Source organism: Rhizobium sp. BK377 (assembly GCF_014193935.1).
Lineage (GTDB): Bacteria > Pseudomonadota > Alphaproteobacteria > Rhizobiales > Rhizobiaceae > Rhizobium.
The window spans coordinates 1,128,200-1,147,099 of the sequence record NZ_JACIAC010000002.1; the positions used below are offsets into that span (position 1 = coordinate 1,128,200).

Genomic DNA, 18,900 nt, shown 5'->3' on the forward strand with positions numbered 1-18,900 from the left:
AACTATGGTGGCAGCGCCAGGCGAAAACATGCGCGTCAATGGGGACCGTCTCTGGGACAGTCTCATGGACATGGCAAAGATCGGCCCCGGAATTGCCGGCGGCAACAACCGCCAGACGCTGACGGATTCCGATGCCGAGGGCCGCAACCTCTTCAAGACATGGTGCGAAGACGCAGGCATGACGCTCGGCGTCGACAAGATGGGCACGATGTTTGCAACCCGCCCCGGCACCGATCCTGACGCGCTCCCCGTTTATGTCGGCTCGCATCTCGATACCCAGCCGACCGGCGGCAAGTATGATGGCGTGCTCGGCGTCCTCGGTGCCCTCGAAATCGTCAGGACCATGAACGATCTCGGCATCAAGACGAAGCACCCCATCGTCGTCACCAACTGGACCAATGAGGAAGGCGCCCGATTCGCGCCTGCCATGCTGGCCTCTGGCGTCTTTGCTGGTGTGCACAGCCTGGACTTCGCCTATAACCGAAAAGATCCCGAAGGCAATCTCTTCGGCGACGAGCTGAAGCGCATCGGCTGGGTCGGCGACGAGGAAGTCGGCGCGCGCAAGATGCACGCCTATTTCGAATATCACATCGAGCAGGGTCCGATCCTTGAAGCCGAAAACAAGCAGATCGGCGTCGTCACCCACTGTCAGGGCCTGTGGTGGCTGGAATTTACGCTGACCGGCAAGGAAGCGCATACCGGCTCGACGCCGATGAACATGCGCGTCAATGCCGGCCTTGCAATGTCGCGCATCCTGGAAATGGTTCAGAGCGTGGCGATGGGCGAACAGCCGGGCGCCGTCGGCGGCGTCGGCCAGGTCTTCTTCTCGCCGAACTCCCGCAACGTGCTGCCGGGCAAGGTCGTCTTTACCGTCGACATCCGCTCGCCTGACAGGGCCAAGCTCGATCGCATGCGGGCAAAGATTGAGGCCGAAGCACCCAAAATCTGCGATGCGTTGGGTGTTGGCTGTTCCGTCGAGGCGATCGGCCACTTCGAGCCGGTCACCTTCGACGAAAAGCTCGTCACCTCGGTCCGCTCCGCCGCCGAACGCCTCGGCTACTCCCACATGAACATCATCTCCGGCGCCGGCCACGACGCCTGCTGGGCCGCCAAGGTCGCACCCGCCACGATGGTCATGTGCCCGTGTGTTGGTGGTCTCTCGCATAATGAGGCGGAAGAGATTTCCAAGGAATGGGCAACAGCCGGTGCGGACGTTCTGTTCCATGCAGTGGTCGAGACGGCGGAGATTGTTGTGTGATGGATAGCACTGCGCCCGGGGCCCCCTCATCCGACCCTTCGGGCCACCTTCTCCCCGCTGGGGGGAAGGGGAAGGGGACGGTGAACGTCGCCGCCTCCCCCTTCTCCCCTCGGGGAGAAGGTGCCCGAAGGGCGGATGAGGGGGCTCCAAGCGCGACAAAAACTATCAAACAAGACGTCCGCAAACACCGCCCCGCCAAGACTGCGCAAGCAAGAAACCTGCGACAAACCGAAACCGAGGAAGAATATCGCCTCTGGAGTGACCTGCGTGCCCGCCGCCTGAACGGCTACAAATTCGTACGGCAAGTTCCGCTCGGCCCCTTCATCGTCGACTTCCTCTGTCGCGAAGAGCGGCTGATCGTTGAGATCGACGGCTTCCAGCATGCCGAAAGTGTTGCCGATAAACGCAGGACCGAATGGCTCAATGCTAATGGCTATTCGGTCCTGCGCTTCTGGAATCAGCAAATCTTGCGCGAGCGACGCTCGGTCCTCGAAACGATCCTGGCTGCAATAGAGGGCCGTCTCGAATTCAGCGCCAAACTGCCCGATTTTTATTCGCCAGCCGAACAACGATAATGAATAGGGAACGATCATGACCACAGTCATCAAGAACGGCACCATCGTCACGGCCGACCTCACCTACAAGGGTGACGTGAAGATCGACGGCGGCAAGATCATCGAGATCGGCCCGAACCTGTCGGGCAATGAGGTTTTGGATGCCTCCGGCTGCTACATCATGCCCGGCGGCATCGACCCGCACACCCATCTCGAAATGCCCTTCATGGGCACCTATTCCTCCGACGATTTCGAGAGCGGCACACGTGCGGCGCTCGCCGGCGGCACGACCATGGTCGTCGATTTTGCACTTCCCTCGCCCGGCCAGTCGCTGCTCGAGGCGTTGACCATGTGGGACAACAAGTCGACCCGCGCCAATTGCGACTATTCCTTCCACATGGCGGTCACCTGGTGGGGCGAGCAGGTCTTCAACGAAATGAGGACTATCGTTCAGGACAAGGGCATCAACACCTTCAAGCACTTCATGGCCTATAAGGGCGCCTTGATGGTGAACGATGACGAGATGTTCGCCTCCTTCCAGCGCTGTGCCGAGCTTGGCGCTCTGCCGCTCGTCCACGCCGAAAACGGCGATGTCGTCGCCTCGCTGTCCGCCAAGCTGCTGTCGGAAGGCAATAACGGCCCCGAGGCACACGCCTATTCGCGCCCGGCCGAAGTCGAGGGCGAAGCCACCAACCGCGCCATCATGATCGCCGACATGGCCGGCTGCCCCGTCTATATCGTCCACACCTCCTGCGAACAGGCCCATGAAGCGATCCGCCGTGCCCGCCAAAAGGGCATCCGCGCCTATGGCGAGCCGCTGATCCAGCACCTGACGCTCGACGAGACCGAATATTTCAACAAGGATTGGGATCACGCCGCCCGCCGCGTGATGTCCCCGCCCTTCCGCAACAAGCAGCATCAGGACAGCCTCTGGGCCGGCCTTGCCTCCGGCTCGTTGCAGGTGGTGGCAACTGATCACTGCGCCTTCACCACGGAGCAAAAGCGCTTCGGCGTCGGCGACTTCACCAAGATCCCGAACGGCACCGGCGGCCTCGAAGACCGCATGCCGATGCTCTGGACCTATGGCGTCAATACCGGCCGCCTGACGATGAACGAATTCGTCGCCGTCACCTCGACCAACATTGCCAAGATCCTCAACATCTATCCGAAGAAGGGCGCCATCCTCGTCGGCGCCGATGCCGATCTTGTCGTCTGGGATCCGAAACGCTCCAAGACCATTTCGTCGAAGCGCCAGCAATCGGCAATCGATTACAACGTCTTCGAAGGCAAGGAAGTCACCGGCCTGCCGCGCTACACGCTGACGCGTGGCGTCGTGGCGATCGAGGAAGACACGGTCAAGACCCGCTCGGGCCATGGTGAATTCGTCAGGCGCGAGCCGGTCACCGCCGTCAGCAAGGCGCTGTCGACCTGGAAGGAGATCACCGCCCCGCGCAAAGTCGAGCGCACGGGCATCCCGGCGAGCGGGGTGTGACATTGATGCGCGGCCACCTGCTTCTGACGATCGCTTCCCTGGCCGCGCTTTCCACCGCGGCAGATGCCGACACGCTGCCCATCAAGGGCAGCTACGGCAACAAGGATGGCTGCGCCTACGCCAAAAGCGGCGAAAGCACAGGTTCAGACGACTTCTTTCTGCTGACTTCCGAGGGCATCACCACGGCTGCCTCTTACTGCGAAATCAAGAAAGTCTTGAAGGCCGAAGGCAAGGACTTCACCGCGACGGTCGCTTGCCAGGCCGAGGGCGAAGAGAGCAATAACGACGACACCGTCAAGATCACATCAGGGCCTAAAGGCTATACGATCGGATTCCTGGCCGATGCCGCAATCAAGTGGGGGCCGCTGCCGCTATGCAAATAGCCTCACGCCGGCACCAAGGCATCCAGCTCGGGCAGCAGGATCACGCGTTCCTGCTCGTTCGGGTCGGTGCGGGCAATGATCGCCGTGCACGGCGTGCTGCTGAGGTTGGCTGGAAGATGCGGCACGCCGGCCGGGATATAAAAGAGCTCACCCGCATGCATGATGACGTGGTTTTCCAGCTTGTCGCCATACCAGGTATGCGCCTCGCCGGAAAGCATGTAGATCGCCGTCTCATGCGCCTCATGCAGATGCGCCTTGGCGCGCACGCCGGGCGGGATTGTCAGAAGATGCATGCAGATGCCCTTCGCACCAACCGTCTCGGCCGCGATACCCTGGAAATAGCTGAGCCCCTGCTTGCCGTCATAGGTGTGGTTGGGGCGAACAATGTGACAGGTGGGCTTTGATTTTGCGTCCATCCTCATCCTCCAAGGACTGTGCTGCCGGAAAGGCCGGCGGCAATGATATCATGGAAAACCGCGACGGCGCGGCGAAAACAAGACTGGTTTATTGATGCAAGCACCCTCCGTCGTATCCGCCAAGGATCTCTGTCTCAGCTACCAGACGAATGACGGCGCGGTGCATGCGCTTGCTGATGTCAATCTCGATATCCGCAGGGGCGAGTTCGTCTCCTTCATCGGCCCTTCCGGCTGCGGCAAGACGACTTTCCTGCGCGTCATCGCCGACCTCGAGCGCAAGACCTCCGGCGACATTGCCATCAACGGCATGACACCGGAAGAGGCCCGCAAGGCCCGCGCCTATGGCTACGTCTTCCAGGCGCCGGCCCTTTATCCCTGGCGCACGATCGAGAAGAACATCGCCCTGCCGCTGGAGATCATGGGCTATTCGAAACCCGAACAGAAGAAGCGCATTGCTGGGGCGCTCGACCTCGTCGAACTCTCCGGCTTCGAAAAGAAATTCCCCTGGCAGCTCTCGGGCGGCATGCAGCAGCGCGCCTCGATCGCCCGCGCGCTCGCCTTCGACGCAGACCTGCTTTTGATGGACGAACCCTTCGGGGCGCTGGACGAAATCGTTCGCGACCATCTGAACGCGGCGCTCCTCAAACTGTGGGCACGCACCAACAAGACGATCTGCTTCGTCACCCATTCCATTCCGGAGGCGGTCTATCTCTCCACCAAGATCGTGGTCATGTCGCCCCGCCCAGGCCGCGTGACGGATATCATCGACTCGACGCTGCCAAGCGAGCGCCCGCTCGATATCCGCGAGACTCCTGAATTCCTGGAAATTGCCCATCGTGTCCGCGAAGGGCTGAGGGCGGGGCATAGTTATGAGCAGTAGATTGAGCGCTATGGACTCGGCAAAAACCCCTCCCCACCCCCTACCCACAAGGAGGAGGGGCAGATCTGCCGCACCCTCCACTTTCAACGTCAAGCGCGCTGCTGGCATCGGGGTTGAGATGAGTGTTCAAGGCGGGCGGCAACCTCCTGAGCCCCTCCCCCTTGTGGGTAGGGGGTGGGGAGGGGTTTTCTTCGCTACGACAGGAATGGAGGCCTGAATGCCGCATTCCGATATCACACCCAAAACGCGAGACAGAGCCCGCCGCCTTCGCCGTGAATTGACAAAGGCCGAATCCGCCATGTGGGACACGCTTCGAGATCTTCGCCCCTACGGCGCGCGCTTCCGTCGCGAAACGCCGATCGGTCCATATATTGCCGATTTCGCCTGGCTCTCAGCGCGCCTGATCGTGGAAGTTGACGGCGATAGCCATGAAACTGAAAGCGGTCGCCGCCATGACATCGCTCGCGATGCCTTCTTGAAAAATCAGGGCTTCACTGTACTCCGCTTCGACAATTCCCAAGTGCTGGACGGCCCGGACTACGTTTTCATCCAGAAACAGGCGGCACCATTCCTGAAGGAGGCCGCATGAAACCCGAGACCTTCAAGGACAAGATTGTCCCCGTCCTCACAATCCTGCTGGTGCTGATCGCGATCTGGTATGTCGCAGCCATCATCCTGAACACGCCGTTCCAGCGTGACATGGATACCCGCAACAACATCACCTCGACCACGATGGAATTTATCGGCAAGACGCTTTCCCAGCCGAAGCCCGTCCTGCCGGCGCCGCATCAGGTGGCGCAGAACGTATTCGAAAACACCTTCCTCAGAAAGCTCTCCAGCAACCGCAGCCTGGTCTACCACGCCGGTGTCACCCTCTCCTCGACCGTGCTTGGCTTTACGTTCGGCACGCTGCTCGGCATCGTCATTGCCATCGGCATCATCCACGTCAAGGCGCTCGACCGCAGCCTGATGCCCTGGATCATCGCCTCGCAGACCGTGCCGATCCTGGCAGTCGCGCCGATGGTGATCGTAGTGCTCGGTTCGATCAATATCACTGGCCTGATCCCCAAGGCGCTGATATCAACCTACCTCTCCTTCTTCCCGGTCGCCGTCGGCATGGTGAAGGGGTTGCGTTCGCCCGAAGTGATGCATCTCGACCTGATGCGCACCTATAATGCCACGGCTGCGCAGACTTTCTGGAAGCTGCGCGTGCCCGCCTCCATCCCCTTCCTCTTCACCTCGATGAAGGTGGCGATTGCCGCAAGCCTCGTCGGAACCATCGTCGGCGAACTGCCGACCGGCGCTGTCGCAGGCATCGGCTCCAAACTGCTTGCCGGCTCCTATTACAGCCAGACAATCGATATTTGGGCCGCTCTTGTCGCGGGCTCGGTGCTTGCGGCCATCCTCGTTGCCATCGTCGGCCTTGTGGCCAAGATCGTCGACCGCTCCATGGGCGGGAGACCGGCATGAAGCGGGTAACGATCTCCTGGCAGGCTCTGATTGCCCTTCTCTGCGTCGTCGGTGCAATGGTCATGCTGCCGCTCTTTTCGGCAGGCGCGCCTCAACCCCCGTCTGCAAGCACTATCGCGCTGATAGCCCTGCTTGCGATCGCCGCAGCGCTTCTGTCCTTTGCACCTCTCTCTGCCCCGCTCATTGCAACCGTTCTCTTCGCCGGCGCTCACGGCGCCGCATGGCTGCTGCTTGGCACCCTCGCAGGTAATGAAGGTTTCGCCGGACCTGCATTCTTCCTGCTGCTTGCCGCCTGCTGGCTGCTCGCATGGCGTTGCGTGACGCAACTTTCGGACCTCCAGCCGACAAGACCGACCGGTCAGTGGCTGCTGCGCCTTTTGATTCCGGCGATTTTCGGCGCCTGGATCCTCGTGATCTGGGAAGGGCTCACACGCGGCGGCGGCATTCCCTTCGTCATTCTGCCGCCGCCGAGTGCGATCTGGGCACGCATCGCAGGCTCCCTGCCGACCCTCGGCGAAGATGTCAGGCAGACGATTTTCAAGGCCGTATTGGTCGGCTACATCGTCGGCTGCATCAGCGGCTTCGTGGTCGCCATCCTCGCCGACCGAGTCGACTTCCTGCGCCGTGGCCTGCTGCCGATCGGCAATATGGTCTCCGCACTGCCGATCATCGGTGTCGCACCCATCATGGTCATGTGGTTCGGCTTCGACTGGCAATCGAAGGCCGCCGTCGTCATCATCATGACCTTCTTCCCGATGCTGGTGAACACCGTCGCCGGCCTTGCCGCCTCCGGCAACATGGAGCGCGACCTCATGCGCACCTACGCATCGAACGACTGGCAGACGCTCGTAAAGCTCCGGCTTCCGGCCGCAATGCCCTTCATTTTCAATGCACTGAAGATCAACTCGACGCTGGCCATGATTGGTGCCATCGTTGCTGAATTCTTCGGGACGCCGATCGTCGGCATGGGCTTCCGTATCTCTACCGAGATGGGTCGCATGAATGTCGACATGGTCTGGGCCGAGATCGCCGTCGCGGCGCTTGCAGGCTCGGTCTTCTATGGTGTCGTCGCCCTTGCCGAGAGGGCGGTGACGTTCTGGCATCCGTCTATCCGTGGTGGTTAGACGCGCCCCGGCCCCGCATCGGGATCAGGGCATAACTTCAGAGGGAAAAAGAAAATGAAAAAGTTGATGGTTGCAATGATGGCGAGCGCGATGTCGCTTGCCGCGGCACACGCGATGGCCGCCGACAAGGTCACGCTGCAGCTGAAATGGGTCACCCAGTCTCAGTTCGCCGGTTATTACGTCGCCAAGGATAAGGGTTATTACGAAGAGGAAGGCCTCGACGTCGATATCAAGCCGGGCGGCCCTGACATCGCTCCCGAGCAGGTGATTGCCGGCGGCGGCGCCGATGTGATCGTCGACTGGATGGGCGGCGCGCTGGTCGCCCGCGAAAAGGGCGTTCCGCTCGTCAATATCGCCCAGCCTTACCAGAAGTCGGGCATGGAAATGATCTGCCGCAAGGATGGCCCGGTCAAGACCGAAGCCGACTTCAAGGGCCACACGCTGGGCGTCTGGTTCTTCGGCAACGAATATCCGTTCTTTGCCTGGATGAACAAGCTCGGCCTTAAAACCGATGGCGGGCCAAATGGCGTGACCGTGCTCAAGCAGAGTTTCGACGTGCAGCCGCTCCTGCAGAAGCAGGCCGACTGCATTTCCGTCATGACCTATAACGAATATTGGCAGGCGATCGATGCCGGCTTCAAGCCTGAAGACCTCACTGTCTTTAACTACACCGCCATGGGCAACGACCTCCTGGAAGATGGCCTCTATGCGATGGAAGACAAGCTGAAGGACCCGGCCTTCAAGGAGAAGATGGTCAAGTTCGTCCGCGCCTCCATGAAGGGCTGGAAATACGCTATGGAGAATCCTGATGATGCTGCCGAAATCGTCGTGGATGCCGGCGGCCAGGACGAAAACCACCAGAAGCGCATGATGGGGGAAGTCGCCAAGCTGATCGGTGACGGGACCGGCAAGCTCGACACCAAGCTCTATGACCGCACGGCGAAGGCGCTGCTCGACCAGAAGATCATCAACAAGGAGCCGTCGGGCGCCTGGACGCACGACATCACGGATGCCGCCGCGAAGTAAGACGCGCCGATGCCGAAATGCAACGCGTGGGGGAATTTTCCCCACGCGTTTCTAGTTTTTGTATCCAACGAAAAAAATCGCCTTGCAACCGTCGCATTTGTCAGGCGTCAAACGTCAAACACACGGGGAGCCGATCAATCATCGTCATGTTCGCATAACCCTAAAATGATTGATGAGCGCCGCAATGGTAATTAATATTATCTCACGGGGAATTATTTTCTGCCGGGCTTGCGCATGGAGCAAATCGATACCACGTACTAGCCGGATTTGCCGGATGGGACGATAAGCTCCGGCAAATGGCATGCGGGTAAATACCTCTGAGATTAGAAGACGGCATTTGCCCGGTTCGCGAGTTGCATGACGACGCGCGAGTCCGGCCGATCCTGTCAAGAGATTGGACGAAGACGCATGGCCCTGAAGCCGCAAGCATTACTACGCGCCTCCACTTTCCCTGTCGCCGCTTTTGCGGTCTCGGCCCTTTTTGTCGCCACTTTTGCGGCCTCGGCTGTATTTGCCCAGGAATCCCAGACTTCTCAGCCGCAGGCCCTGCAGAACCTGCCGGCGATCGTCGTCACTAAGGCGGAGAACCGCACCCTCGTCGACCGTGTCATCGGCACGGGAACGGTCAAGCCCGTCGAGGAAGTCTATATCCAGCCCCAGGTCGAAGGCCTTTCGATCCGCACGTTGAAAGCCGATGTCGGCGACAAAGTTCAAGCGGAAAGCACGCTTGCCACGCTGAACGATGACGCGCTGGTCCTTGAAAAGAGCCAGATGATGGCGACGAAAGCCAAGGGCGAGGCAACCCTCGCCCAGCTGCGCGCCCAGCTCATCGAAGCGCAGGCCAATGCCGAACAGGCACGGCAGCAGCAAGCCCGCGCCCAGGAAATGGGTAAGAAGGGTACGGTTTCGACTGCCCAGGTCGAGCAGGCCGATGCGACTGCTGCCGCTGCTAACGCCCGCGTCGTTTCCGCCGAACAGGCGATCGAGGTCGCCGAAGCCGATCTCAAGGTCTTCGACAGCCAGATTGCCGATGCGGATCTGAAACTCGCGCGAACCGACGTGAAGACGCCGGTCGCCGGCACGATTTCGGCAAAGAACGCCAAGGTCGGCGCCATTGCCGCCGGCAACGGCGATCCGCTGTTCACGCTCATCCGCGACGGCGATATCGAGCTTGTCGCCGAAGTCGCCGAAAGCGACATCGTCAAGGTGATGGCCGGCCAGAAGGCGACGATTTCGCTTTCTGGCAGCCGGGAAAAACTTTCCGGCGCCGTCCGCCTGGTTTCGCCGACTGTAGACCCGGTCACTCGCCTCGGCCTGGTCCATATCTCCATCGACGACGACAGCAAGGCACGTTCAGGCATGTATGGGAGCGCCGAGATCATCGTCCGCGAGACGGAGGGCGTGTCGCTTCCCCTGACCGCCGTGCTCACCGGCATTGAAGGCTCCTCGGCCCGCAGGGTCGAGGACGGTGTCGTAAAATTCGCCAAGATCCAGACCGGTATCCAGGACGGTGCCTATGTCGAGATCGTCGATGGATTGAAGAGCGGCGACGAGGTCGTGGCCAAGGCGGGCGCCTATGTCCGTGATGGCGACCACATCACGCCGGTGCGTGAACAGCCTCCGGCTTCCAACTAAAGAGACCATCCGATGAATTTTTCAGCCTGGTCCATTCGAAACCCGATCGCGCCGCTCCTGGCCTTCTGCCTGCTGATATTCATCGGCATGCAGTCCTTCAATAAACTGCCGATCACCCGCTTCCCGAATATCGACGTGCCGCTCGTTTCGATCAGCGTGACGCAGAGCGGCGCTTCCCCGGCCGAACTCGAAATGCAGGTGACGAAGGAGATCGAAGACGCGATCGCCTCCATTACCGGCATCGACGAAATCCAGTCGACTGTGACCGACGGCAGCTCGCAGACCAACGTCATGTTCCGGATGGAAGTGCCGACAGAACAGGCCGTACAGGACGTCAAGGACGCGATCGACCGCATTCGCAGCGATCTGCCCGCAACAGCCGAAACGCCGATTGTTACCAAGGTCGACGTCGAGGGTCAGGCGATCCAGACCTTCGCCGTTTCCTCGCCCGACATGTCGCTGGAAGAACTCTCCTGGTTCGTGGATGACACGATCAAGCGTGCACTGCAGGGTCAGGCCGGCATCGGCCGCGTCGACCGGTACGGCGGCGCAGAGCGCGAAGTGCGCATCGAACTTACGCCCGGCAAGCTCGACGCCTACGGCATTACCGCCGCAAGCGTGAACCAGCAGCTGCGTGGTACCAACATCGACCTCGGCTCCGGCCGCGGCCAGGTGGCCGGCAGCGAACAGGCGATCCGCGTTCTCGGAGACGCCCGCAACGTCGCTGAACTCGCCGATACGACGATTGCCCTGCCCAACGGCCGCTTCGTCAAGCTGTCCGATCTCGGCGTCATCAAGGATACGTACGAGGAGCCGAAATCCTTCTCGCGCTTCGACGACACACCGGTCGTCACCTTCGGCGTCTTCCGCTCGAAAGGCGCCAGCGAAGTCAGCGTCGCCGAAACCGTCGCGCAGAGCCTCGACAAGGTGCGAAGCGAAAACCCGAACGTGAAGATCGAGATGATCGACGATTCGGTCTATTTCACCTACGGCAACTATGAAGCCGCCATCCATACTCTGCTCGAAGGCGCCCTGCTCGCCGTCATCGTGGTCCTCCTGTTCCTCCGGAACTGGCGCGCGACCCTGATTTCGGCCATCGCCTTGCCGCTCTCGGCGATCCCGACCTTCTGGGTCATGGATCTAATGGGCTTCTCTCTGAACCTGGTCAGCTTCCTCGCCCTGACGCTCGCGACAGGTATTCTGGTCGACGATGCGATCGTTGAAATCGAGAACATCGCCCGCCACATCAAGATGGGCAAGACGCCCTATAGAGCGGCGATCGAGGCGGCGGACGAAATCGGCCTCGCCGTCATCGCCACCACCTTCACCATCATCGCCGTCTTCGTGCCGGTTTCCTTCATGCCGGGCATTCCGGGCCAGTACTTCATTCAGTTCGGCCTGACCGTGGCCTTTTCCGTCTTCTTCTCACTGCTGGTCGCGCGCCTCATCACCCCGATGATGGCCGCTTATCTCATGCGCGCCGAAGACGGCATGGAAGACCATCACGACAATGATGGCTTGCTGATGAAGGGTTATACGCGCCTGATACGCAGTACGACGGGGCATAAGTATTCACGATATCTGACACTGCTTGCGGCGATTGGCTTCCTCGTTGGTTCGGTTTTCCTGCTGATGAAGGTTCCGGGCAGTTTCCTGCCGCCGGAAGATGCCTCGCGCATCGTTCTCTCGGTCGAACTGCCGCCGAATGCGCGGCTCGACGACACCGAGAAGACGACGAAAGCGATCTATGACAGGGTCAAGGACATCAACGGCGTCGAAAGCGTCTTCGTCCTCGGCGGCGCATCGCCGAAGGGCGATCTCGAACTGCGGCGTGCGACCATCACGCTGGCGCTCCACAAGCTCGACCAATCGCTGATCAAGAAGGTGGTCAACGATGTGCTGGGCCATATTCCGGTCATCGGTCCGATGCTGCCGAAGGTGGAAGTCCACGGCCGTGAACGTCCGCAATGGGATATCGAGAAGGAAGTCTTCGCCAAGCTGCGCGACATTCCGGACGTCCACATCCTGAAACTGAATGACCGCGGCGAACGCGACCTCTCCTTCAATTTCCTTTCCAAGAACGAGAAGGATCTGAACGACGCCATCGGCATTCTGGAATCGAAGCTCCGCGCCGATCCGCTGCTCGCCAATGTCAGCGCCGATGGCGCCTTGCCCCGTCCGGAACTGCAAGTCTACCCGCGCAAGGACGAGGCCGCCCGCCTCGGTATCACGCCGCAGCAGATCTCCGAGACGATCCGCGTCGCCACCATCGGCGATGTCGACGCGGCCCTTGCCAAGATCTCGCTCGACGATCGCCAGATCCCGATCCGGGTACAGGCGGCGGTCGACATGCGCCGCGATCTTGCAGCCATCCGCGCATTGAAGATCCAGACTGCCAGCGGCGGTACCGTTCCGCTCGCAACCGTCGCCAACATCGATTATTCGGAAGGCGTAAGCTCGATCAAGCGTAACAACCGTTACCGCGTCGTTTCGATCGGCTCGGACCTGCCGCAGGGCGTAGCACTCGACACCGCCTCGGCCCGCTTCCGCCAGATCGTCAATGACGCCAATATCCCGGCCACGGTGCATCTTGCCGAAAGCGGCGACACCAAGGTTCAGACCGAAATGCAGCAGAGTTTCGTCAACGCCATGTTGATGGGTCTCCTGCTGGTGCTGACCGTGCTGATCCTCCTCTTCAAGGATGTGATCCAGCCCTTCACCATCCTGTTCTCGCTGCCGCTCGCCATCGGCGGCGTGGCGGCCGGCCTGATCCTCACCAGCAACCCGCTGTCGATGCCCGTCATGATCGGCATCCTGATGCTGATGGGTATTGTCACCAAGAACGCTATCCTGCTCGTCGATTTCGCGATTGAGATGCGCCATCGCGGCATGGCTCGCGTCGACGCCATGGTCGAAGCCGGCCGCAAGCGCGCCCGGCCGATCATCATGACCTCGATCGCCATGTCGGCGGGCATGTTGCCTTCCGCGCTCGGCGTCGGCGAAGGCGGCTCGTTCCGTGCGCCAATGGCTATCGCGGTGATTGGCGGCATCATAGTCTCGACAGTGCTCTCGCTCGTCGTCGTCCCCTCCTTCTTCCTCATCATGGACGATCTTTCCCGCCTGCTCGGCTGGCTGTTCGGCCGCCTCGTCGGCAAGAAGGATGAGGAGGAACTGGCCATGTCGCGTGAGGAAATTACCCGCGAACTCAAAACGAGCCAGAACGCCATCGAGGCTCTCGAGGAGCGCCTGAACGCGATCGAGAAGCCGGCAAGCAAGCGCAAGACCGGCAATGACACCAACGTGCTGCGCCTGCCGCCATTCGCGGCAGAATAAGGCCGGGACCATCGGATAAAAGGCCGGGCGCCGATCCGGCCTTTTTGTTGTCCACGCTCACTGCGGCCTTGGGGCCGCAGTGCTGTCTCTCACGACGAGTTCGAGATCGAGCGCCTCGTGATTTTTCGGCAGCGCATTTTCCAGGATTGCCGTTACCGACCGCCGCGCAATTTCCGCAAAGGGCTGCGCGACGGTGGTGAGACGCGGCAACGAGGCTGCAGCTTCTGGCACGCCGTCAAAGCCGATGATGGAAACGTCCTCGGGTACCTTCAGCCCCCTCTCCGCCAGCCACTGCATGGCAAACAGCGCGACCTTATCCGACATGGCCAGAATCGCCGTCGGCGGATTATCGGTGGAGAACAGCGCCTCCATCGCCGTCAGCGTGCTCGGCCTGTCATGCAATGTCCCCTGGATCGAAACGGCCTCGCGGGGGATGCCGAATTCCGCCAGCGCCTGCCAATAGCCATGCATGCGGTCACGCGGGGTGGCTTCCATTTCAGGATCGACACGCTCGGGCGCCACCAGGCCGACAAGACCATCGACATCGCCGATCGACAGGATCGCAATGTCACGGTGCCCGAGTTCCAGCAGATGCCGCGCGGCCGCAGCTCCGCCAGCGACATTGTCGATGCCGATCGCCGGAATGGTCTCGTCCTCAATGCCGAGAGCCAGCGCGATGAACGGCAGCTGGCGTTGACGGGTGAGTTCCACGAGCCTTTCTCCGCCTTCCACGCAAAGCAGAATGAAGCCGTCGACGAGCGCGCTGTTGATGTTCCAGGCAAGCCTCTCCTCGTTCATCGCCGATACGACGGCAATGCCGGTGCCGCTGGCGTCACAGACCTCGCCGATCGCCGTCATCAGCGAACGCGCCCAGGGATCGTCAAAAAAATAGGTGAGCGGTTCCACGGCGGCGACGCCGATCGCGTTCACCCGCCCTGCCCTCAGCAGCCTGCCCTTCACATCAGGCCCACCGTAACCGAGCTCGCGGGCGACGTTGAGCACCCGCTCGCGCACTTCCTCCCGGACCACGTCAGGACGGCTGAAAACATTCGATGCCGTGCCCTGCGATACGCCTGCCGCCTTGGCGACATCGGCCAACCTTACATGCCCTTTACCCAAAGCTGCTCCTTGCGAGTGCGGATTTATGCACAGAGTAGCAAAGGATTGTATCGGTTCAAAATAAACTTGACAAAGTCGAGGACGAGAGCGAGGATTGAATCGGTTCAATAACTCTATCGAGCTTTTGAATCGATTCAAACGATGGAGAATGAGGCGATGATTCCGATCAGTTCGCTATTCAAGGACCTTTACGAGTACCGGTGGGGTAACCCGCGCGACAACCACCCCGCTGAAGAAAGGGAACGGGGCAAGCACCTGTTTGTCTTGCTTCCTTTCACGCGTCGCTTGATGGGAAACGGCAAACGCCCGGACGCCTGGTCCTTTACTATACCGACCGACCGCAGGCCTCGATAGTACATGTAACGGCAGCGTTTGATCAAAATCAATTCCGCCGCGCTTTACTTCCCCTATTCTGGCATCGTCAGGGAGATTGGCGGCATGAACCGCTGCCGGAGGGCCGGAACATGAACAGAATGCTGATGCCGAACAGTCGCGAGCGGACGCTGCTCTCGAGGGCTGGAATTTTTGCAGAGCTGAATGGCGCTGAAGCAGAAGCGTTACGCGCCTGCTCTACCGTGATCTCCTCCGCTTCGCACGACATTCTCTTCCAGGAAGGCGAACCTGGCGTTTATTTCTATAGCGTATTGGAGGGTTACGTGCGGCTCTTTCGCCTCAACGGCGAAGGCAGGGAGGCAGATATCCGGATCTGCGAACCGGGCGACAGTTTTGCTGAATGCCTCATTCAGGCTGGCGGCACCTATCGCTACGGAGCTCAGTCGATGGACAACACGGTGCTCGCCCGCTTCCATATTGGTAAGGTGCGCGCTCTCTTGGCGGAACACCCGCAGATCGGCACCGCCATTATGCACAGCCTCTCGCTGCATCTGCTGGCCACGCTGGAATGCCTGGCCAACGATCGCATGCAGACCGCTCCACAGCGTGTGGCGCATTACATTCTCTCTCATTGCGTGGAGGACGGCGTAGCAACTGCCTCGCTGCGGCTGCCCTTCCCGAAGAACCTGCTCGCCCGAAAGCTGGGGCTCGCACCCGAGGCGCTCTCGCGCGCCTTTTCGACGCTCAAATCAGCAGGTGTGACCGTTCGCGGCCGCTTCATCGCCGTCAGCGACGTCAACATCCTGAAGCGTATCTAGGCTCCAGCAAAGTGCACAGCGGTTTTGCGTCCGGAATTGAATAAGAACAGGGAGATAGAGCATCTCCCGTTATTCGAAAAACCGGAGCTGCTCTATAGACCGCCTTGCACCCGCAGGAAGTCGACGATCGAATTGATGCCGTCACCGCGCTTCATGTCGGAAAAGACGAAAGGGCGCGTTGCGCGCATGCGTGTCGCATCCCGGTCCATCACTTCGAGGTCGGCCCCGACATAAGGCGCCAGATCCTTCTTATTGATCACGAGAAGATCCGACCTTGTAATGCCCGGACCACCCTTGCGCGGAATTTCCTCACCCTGGCAGACGGAGATCACATAGATGGTGATGTCGGCAAGGTCAGGCGAAAAGGTCGCCGCCAGATTGTCACCGCCGGATTCGATGAAAACGACGTCGAGATCGGGAATGCGCTCGTTGAGACCTGCGATGGCCTGCAGGTTGATCGTCGCATCTTCACGGATGGCAGTATGCGGGCAGCCGCCGGTCTCGACGCCGACGATGCGCTCGGACGGCAGCGCCTGCATGCGCACCAGCGCCTCAGCATCTTCGGTCGTGTAGATGTCATTGGTTACGACAGCGACGGAATAGTCGTCACGCATCGCCTTGCAGAGCTTTTCAGTCAGCGCCGTCTTGCCAGAGCCGACCGGGCCGCCGATACCGACGCGCAGGGGTCCGTTTCTTGATTTCATATGTCTTACTCCAATCGAAGTCGGATGATAGCGAAGCGCTGCTTTCCCGCCACCGTCAAATGACGCAGCTGCGCGGGTAATTTCACATCACGAGCGGAACAGCCGCGTCTGCTGCGTCTCGTGGCGAAGCCCGGCGATATCGGCCTGGACCGTCGCCGAACCCAAATCGTCAAGATCGGAGCGAGCTGCACGCGCGGCAATATCGATCACGTGCTCCTCCAGTCCGGCAAGGATGCCAACGCCGTCCTTCTGCCCCGCAACGCCGAGCCGGATACCGGCGGAAACGGCTTGAGAGAGATAGGCGTGCAGAAAGGCGACAAGCGCCTTTTCCAGCTGAATGCCATGCGCGCCCGTTATCGCGCCAACGGCAACCGGATAGGCTGTTTTCTTCGGTAACCGACCGAACACGTCGTCCGGCCAGGCTTGCGCAGCCGTGAGAAAAGCTTCTCCGAGCAGCAGCGTTTCCTGATGCCGCTCGCGCGACCCCGCAAGGGCTGCAGCCAGTTCGGCAAGCCCCGCAAGGCGATCCCCATTGCCATGACCACGATGGCTTTCGGCAAGAAGCACCGCATCGTTCCAGACCGAACCGCTGCCGGTCAGCGTCTCCAGCCAGCGCCGCAACATCTCCGCGTCGCCGACGAGTCCATCCGCTACCGCCCGCTCCAGGCCGCCGGAATAGGCAAAGGAACCGATCGGAAAGGCCGGCGAAAGCCATGCCGTCAGGCGTAGCAGAGCCTGCAGCTCACGATCCTCAGCCATCACGCATCAATCGTGTTTGTGATGATGGTGACCATGCTCATGGTCATGGTCGTGATGATCGTGCCCATGGTCATGGTGCTCGTGGTCGTGATCATGATGGTCATGACCGTGCGAATGTCCGCCATGAGAATGATAGGCGCCGCGGGCCGGCTGGAAGGGTTCGTTGATATCAAGCACCATCGCACCCAGCCCCTGCAGCATGGTGCGGATAACGTGATCGCGCAGGATCAGGATGCGATCCTCCTCGATCTGCGCCGCGAGATGGCGGTTGCCGAGGTGCCAGGCGAGTTCGGTCAGATGCACGCGGTCGCGGCCGCGCACTTCAAACAGCTTCTCGTCGGCGGCGAGGATTTCGATCAGCTCGCCATCCTCGCGCACCAGCATATCGCCATTGGCAAAAAGCACCGGCTCCTTGAGATCGAGCATCACCATCTCGCCATTCTCCAAATGCAGGAGCTTGCGGCGCAGGTGCCGCAGATCGTGCGGCAGCTTGACCTGTGCGGTCGGATGGGCGGAAGGGGTGCCGGCGGGCAGATAAGATGTGACGCGCTGCATGACATATCCGTTAAACTGGGGCCTAGACCATGCAAAATAGCCCTTCAGGATGCAAGCACCAATGCACGTTTCGTGACGAACTGGCCTAGATTCCAGATGCCTGCAGCAGGCCTGCCTCCTCAGGCGCAACACCCTGCACCCCGAGGCCGTTTTCCACCAGCCCGTGCCAGGCGTGGTTCAGCCCTTCCCGCTCATGGACGACACGATTGCGGCCGAGCGCCTTGGCGAGATAGAGCGCCTTGTCGGCGGAGGCATAGACCGCCTCCTTGTCCCGTCCCTCATGAAGATCGGCAATGCCGCCTGATATCGTGATGGTGACGGCATGCCCATCCGCCGGAATCGGCCGCGCAGCAATCTGTGCTCTCACCCCTTCGATGCGTGCCACGCGCTCCTCCGGCGTCCCGCCCTGAACGACGACACCAAACTCCTCACCGCCGAGCCGCGCCACGACCGACGCGCCGTCGAAAGCCGCGGAAAGCATGGCTGAGACGGCAGTAATCACGGCATCACCGCAGCCATGGCCGAAACGATCGTTGATAGCCTTGAAACGGTCTACGTCGAAAATGGCGAGGCAGGCATCGCCGTCCACCCTTTCCAGGGCGTCGGTGAAAGCGCGCCGGTTCAGGAGTCCTGACAATGTATCAGTGCGGCTGAGCTTTTCGAATTTGGCACGGGAGACGGTCAGGTCGTGAATGGCGAAGCCAGCAACGAGCGACAGCACGCCGGACACCATTCCGCCGATCAGCCAGGAGAGGATGATGGCAAAGGTCATGGCGTGCCCGAGTGTGATCGGCAGCACCCCCATGAAGTTGAGCGGAGGCAGCGTCACCCCGATGATGAAGCCGGACAGAATAACTGCCAAAAAACTCATCTTCAGCGCAAAAGTATAAACGGTCTTGCGATGCTCGAAACTGCCCAGTTCAGCCTGAAGCGATATCCAGTTTTCCATGAGAATCGGCCTTCCTGCACAGCGTTTCCAAGGCATTGATAGGGTTGCAGTTGCTGCGGAGGTCTTAATTCAATTACTAAAATCCGAGCGAT

18 protein-coding genes are annotated in these 18,900 nt (G+C 60.6%); 12 read left to right on the plus strand and 6 right to left on the minus strand.

Annotated elements, in window-relative coordinates:
- The first annotated feature begins 4 nt into the window (after positions 1 to 4).
- From FHT92_RS14395 to FHT92_RS14410, 4 genes are read left to right on the plus strand one after another with little or no spacing between them, the layout of a single operon-like run.
- Positions 5 to 1,258, plus strand: a complete 1,254-nt coding sequence (locus tag FHT92_RS14395; protein WP_183826084.1) for a Zn-dependent hydrolase — start codon at positions 5 to 7, stop codon at positions 1,256 to 1,258.
- Complete coding sequence (locus FHT92_RS14400) at positions 1,258 to 1,833, plus strand: endonuclease domain-containing protein (RefSeq protein ID WP_183826087.1); 576 nt, start codon at positions 1,258 to 1,260, stop codon at positions 1,831 to 1,833. Before FHT92_RS14395 ends, FHT92_RS14400 begins: the two co-directional genes overlap by 1 nt.
- A 16-nt stretch (positions 1,834 to 1,849) precedes the next feature.
- Entirely contained in the window at positions 1,850 to 3,304 is a 1,455-nt protein-coding gene (gene hydA / locus FHT92_RS14405; RefSeq protein ID WP_183826089.1) for a dihydropyrimidinase, read from the plus strand.
- A gap of 5 nt (positions 3,305 to 3,309) precedes the next feature.
- Positions 3,310 to 3,687: a hypothetical protein gene (locus FHT92_RS14410; RefSeq protein ID WP_210278489.1), complete on the plus strand. Its 378-nt coding sequence runs from the start codon at positions 3,310 to 3,312 to the stop codon at positions 3,685 to 3,687.
- Positions 3,688 to 3,689: 2 nt separating this feature from the next.
- Here the strand turns inward: FHT92_RS14410 and FHT92_RS14415 are convergent, their stop codons facing one another.
- The gene (locus FHT92_RS14415; RefSeq protein WP_183826094.1) at positions 3,690 to 4,103 is read right to left on the minus strand and encodes a cupin domain-containing protein; all 414 of its coding nucleotides are present in this window, start codon (positions 4,101 to 4,103) and stop codon (positions 3,690 to 3,692) included.
- A 94-nt stretch (positions 4,104 to 4,197) separates the two neighbouring features.
- On the opposite strand from FHT92_RS14415, the gene FHT92_RS14420 reads away from it, so the two are divergent.
- The 7 genes from FHT92_RS14420 to FHT92_RS14450 all read left to right on the plus strand — a co-directional run bounded on the left by FHT92_RS14420 (position 4,198) and on the right by FHT92_RS14450 (position 13,571).
- Positions 4,198 to 4,983, plus strand: a complete 786-nt coding sequence (locus tag FHT92_RS14420; protein ID WP_183826096.1) for an ABC transporter ATP-binding protein — start codon at positions 4,198 to 4,200, stop codon at positions 4,981 to 4,983.
- Between the two features lie 217 nt (positions 4,984 to 5,200).
- The gene (locus FHT92_RS14425; protein ID WP_183826098.1) at positions 5,201 to 5,572 is read left to right on the plus strand and encodes an endonuclease domain-containing protein; all 372 of its coding nucleotides are present in this window, start codon (positions 5,201 to 5,203) and stop codon (positions 5,570 to 5,572) included.
- The gene (locus FHT92_RS14430; protein ID WP_183826100.1) at positions 5,569 to 6,453 is read left to right on the plus strand and encodes an ABC transporter permease; all 885 of its coding nucleotides are present in this window, start codon (positions 5,569 to 5,571) and stop codon (positions 6,451 to 6,453) included. The genes FHT92_RS14425 and FHT92_RS14430 overlap by 4 nt, the downstream gene beginning before the upstream one ends.
- On the plus strand, positions 6,450 to 7,577 hold the full coding sequence (locus FHT92_RS14435; RefSeq protein WP_183826102.1) for an ABC transporter permease: 1,128 nt from the start codon (positions 6,450 to 6,452) through the stop codon (positions 7,575 to 7,577). Before FHT92_RS14430 ends, FHT92_RS14435 begins: the two co-directional genes overlap by 4 nt.
- Before the next feature lie 54 nt (positions 7,578 to 7,631).
- Complete coding sequence (locus FHT92_RS14440; RefSeq protein WP_183741508.1) at positions 7,632 to 8,603, plus strand: ABC transporter substrate-binding protein; 972 nt, start codon at positions 7,632 to 7,634, stop codon at positions 8,601 to 8,603.
- A 408-nt stretch (positions 8,604 to 9,011) separates the two neighbouring features.
- Entirely contained in the window at positions 9,012 to 10,238 is a 1,227-nt protein-coding gene (locus FHT92_RS14445) for an efflux RND transporter periplasmic adaptor subunit (RefSeq protein ID WP_183826104.1), read from the plus strand.
- A 12-nt stretch (positions 10,239 to 10,250) separates the two neighbouring features.
- Positions 10,251 to 13,571, plus strand: coding sequence for an efflux RND transporter permease subunit (locus FHT92_RS14450; RefSeq protein ID WP_183826107.1), 3,321 nt, complete (start codon positions 10,251 to 10,253; stop codon positions 13,569 to 13,571).
- Positions 13,572 to 13,628: 57 nt separating this feature from the next.
- Here the strand turns inward: FHT92_RS14450 and FHT92_RS14455 are convergent, their stop codons facing one another.
- Entirely contained in the window at positions 13,629 to 14,690 is a 1,062-nt protein-coding gene (locus FHT92_RS14455; RefSeq protein WP_183826110.1) for a LacI family DNA-binding transcriptional regulator, read from the minus strand.
- Positions 14,691 to 15,154: 464 nt separating this feature from the next.
- On the opposite strand from FHT92_RS14455, the gene FHT92_RS14460 reads away from it, so the two are divergent.
- Entirely contained in the window at positions 15,155 to 15,841 is a 687-nt protein-coding gene (locus tag FHT92_RS14460) for a Crp/Fnr family transcriptional regulator (protein ID WP_183741516.1), read from the plus strand.
- A gap of 92 nt (positions 15,842 to 15,933) precedes the next feature.
- Here FHT92_RS14460 and ureG read toward each other — a convergent pair whose 3' ends face one another.
- The 4 genes from ureG to FHT92_RS14480 all read right to left on the minus strand — a co-directional run bounded on the left by ureG (position 15,934) and on the right by FHT92_RS14480 (position 18,808).
- Positions 15,934 to 16,545, minus strand: coding sequence for an urease accessory protein UreG (ureG, locus tag FHT92_RS14465; RefSeq protein ID WP_183826113.1), 612 nt, complete (start codon positions 16,543 to 16,545; stop codon positions 15,934 to 15,936).
- Positions 16,546 to 16,632: 87 nt separating this feature from the next.
- Positions 16,633 to 17,304: an urease accessory protein UreF gene (locus FHT92_RS14470; RefSeq protein WP_183741520.1), complete on the minus strand. Its 672-nt coding sequence runs from the start codon at positions 17,302 to 17,304 to the stop codon at positions 16,633 to 16,635.
- Positions 17,305 to 17,310: 6 nt separating this feature from the next.
- Positions 17,311 to 17,859 (minus strand): urease accessory protein UreE, encoded by a 549-nt coding sequence (gene ureE / locus FHT92_RS14475; protein WP_183826115.1) that lies wholly within the window; start codon positions 17,857 to 17,859, stop codon positions 17,311 to 17,313.
- Positions 17,860 to 17,944: 85 nt separating this feature from the next.
- Positions 17,945 to 18,808, minus strand: coding sequence for a GGDEF domain-containing protein (locus tag FHT92_RS14480; protein ID WP_183741522.1), 864 nt, complete (start codon positions 18,806 to 18,808; stop codon positions 17,945 to 17,947).
- Positions 18,809 to 18,900: the final 92 nt, after the last annotated feature.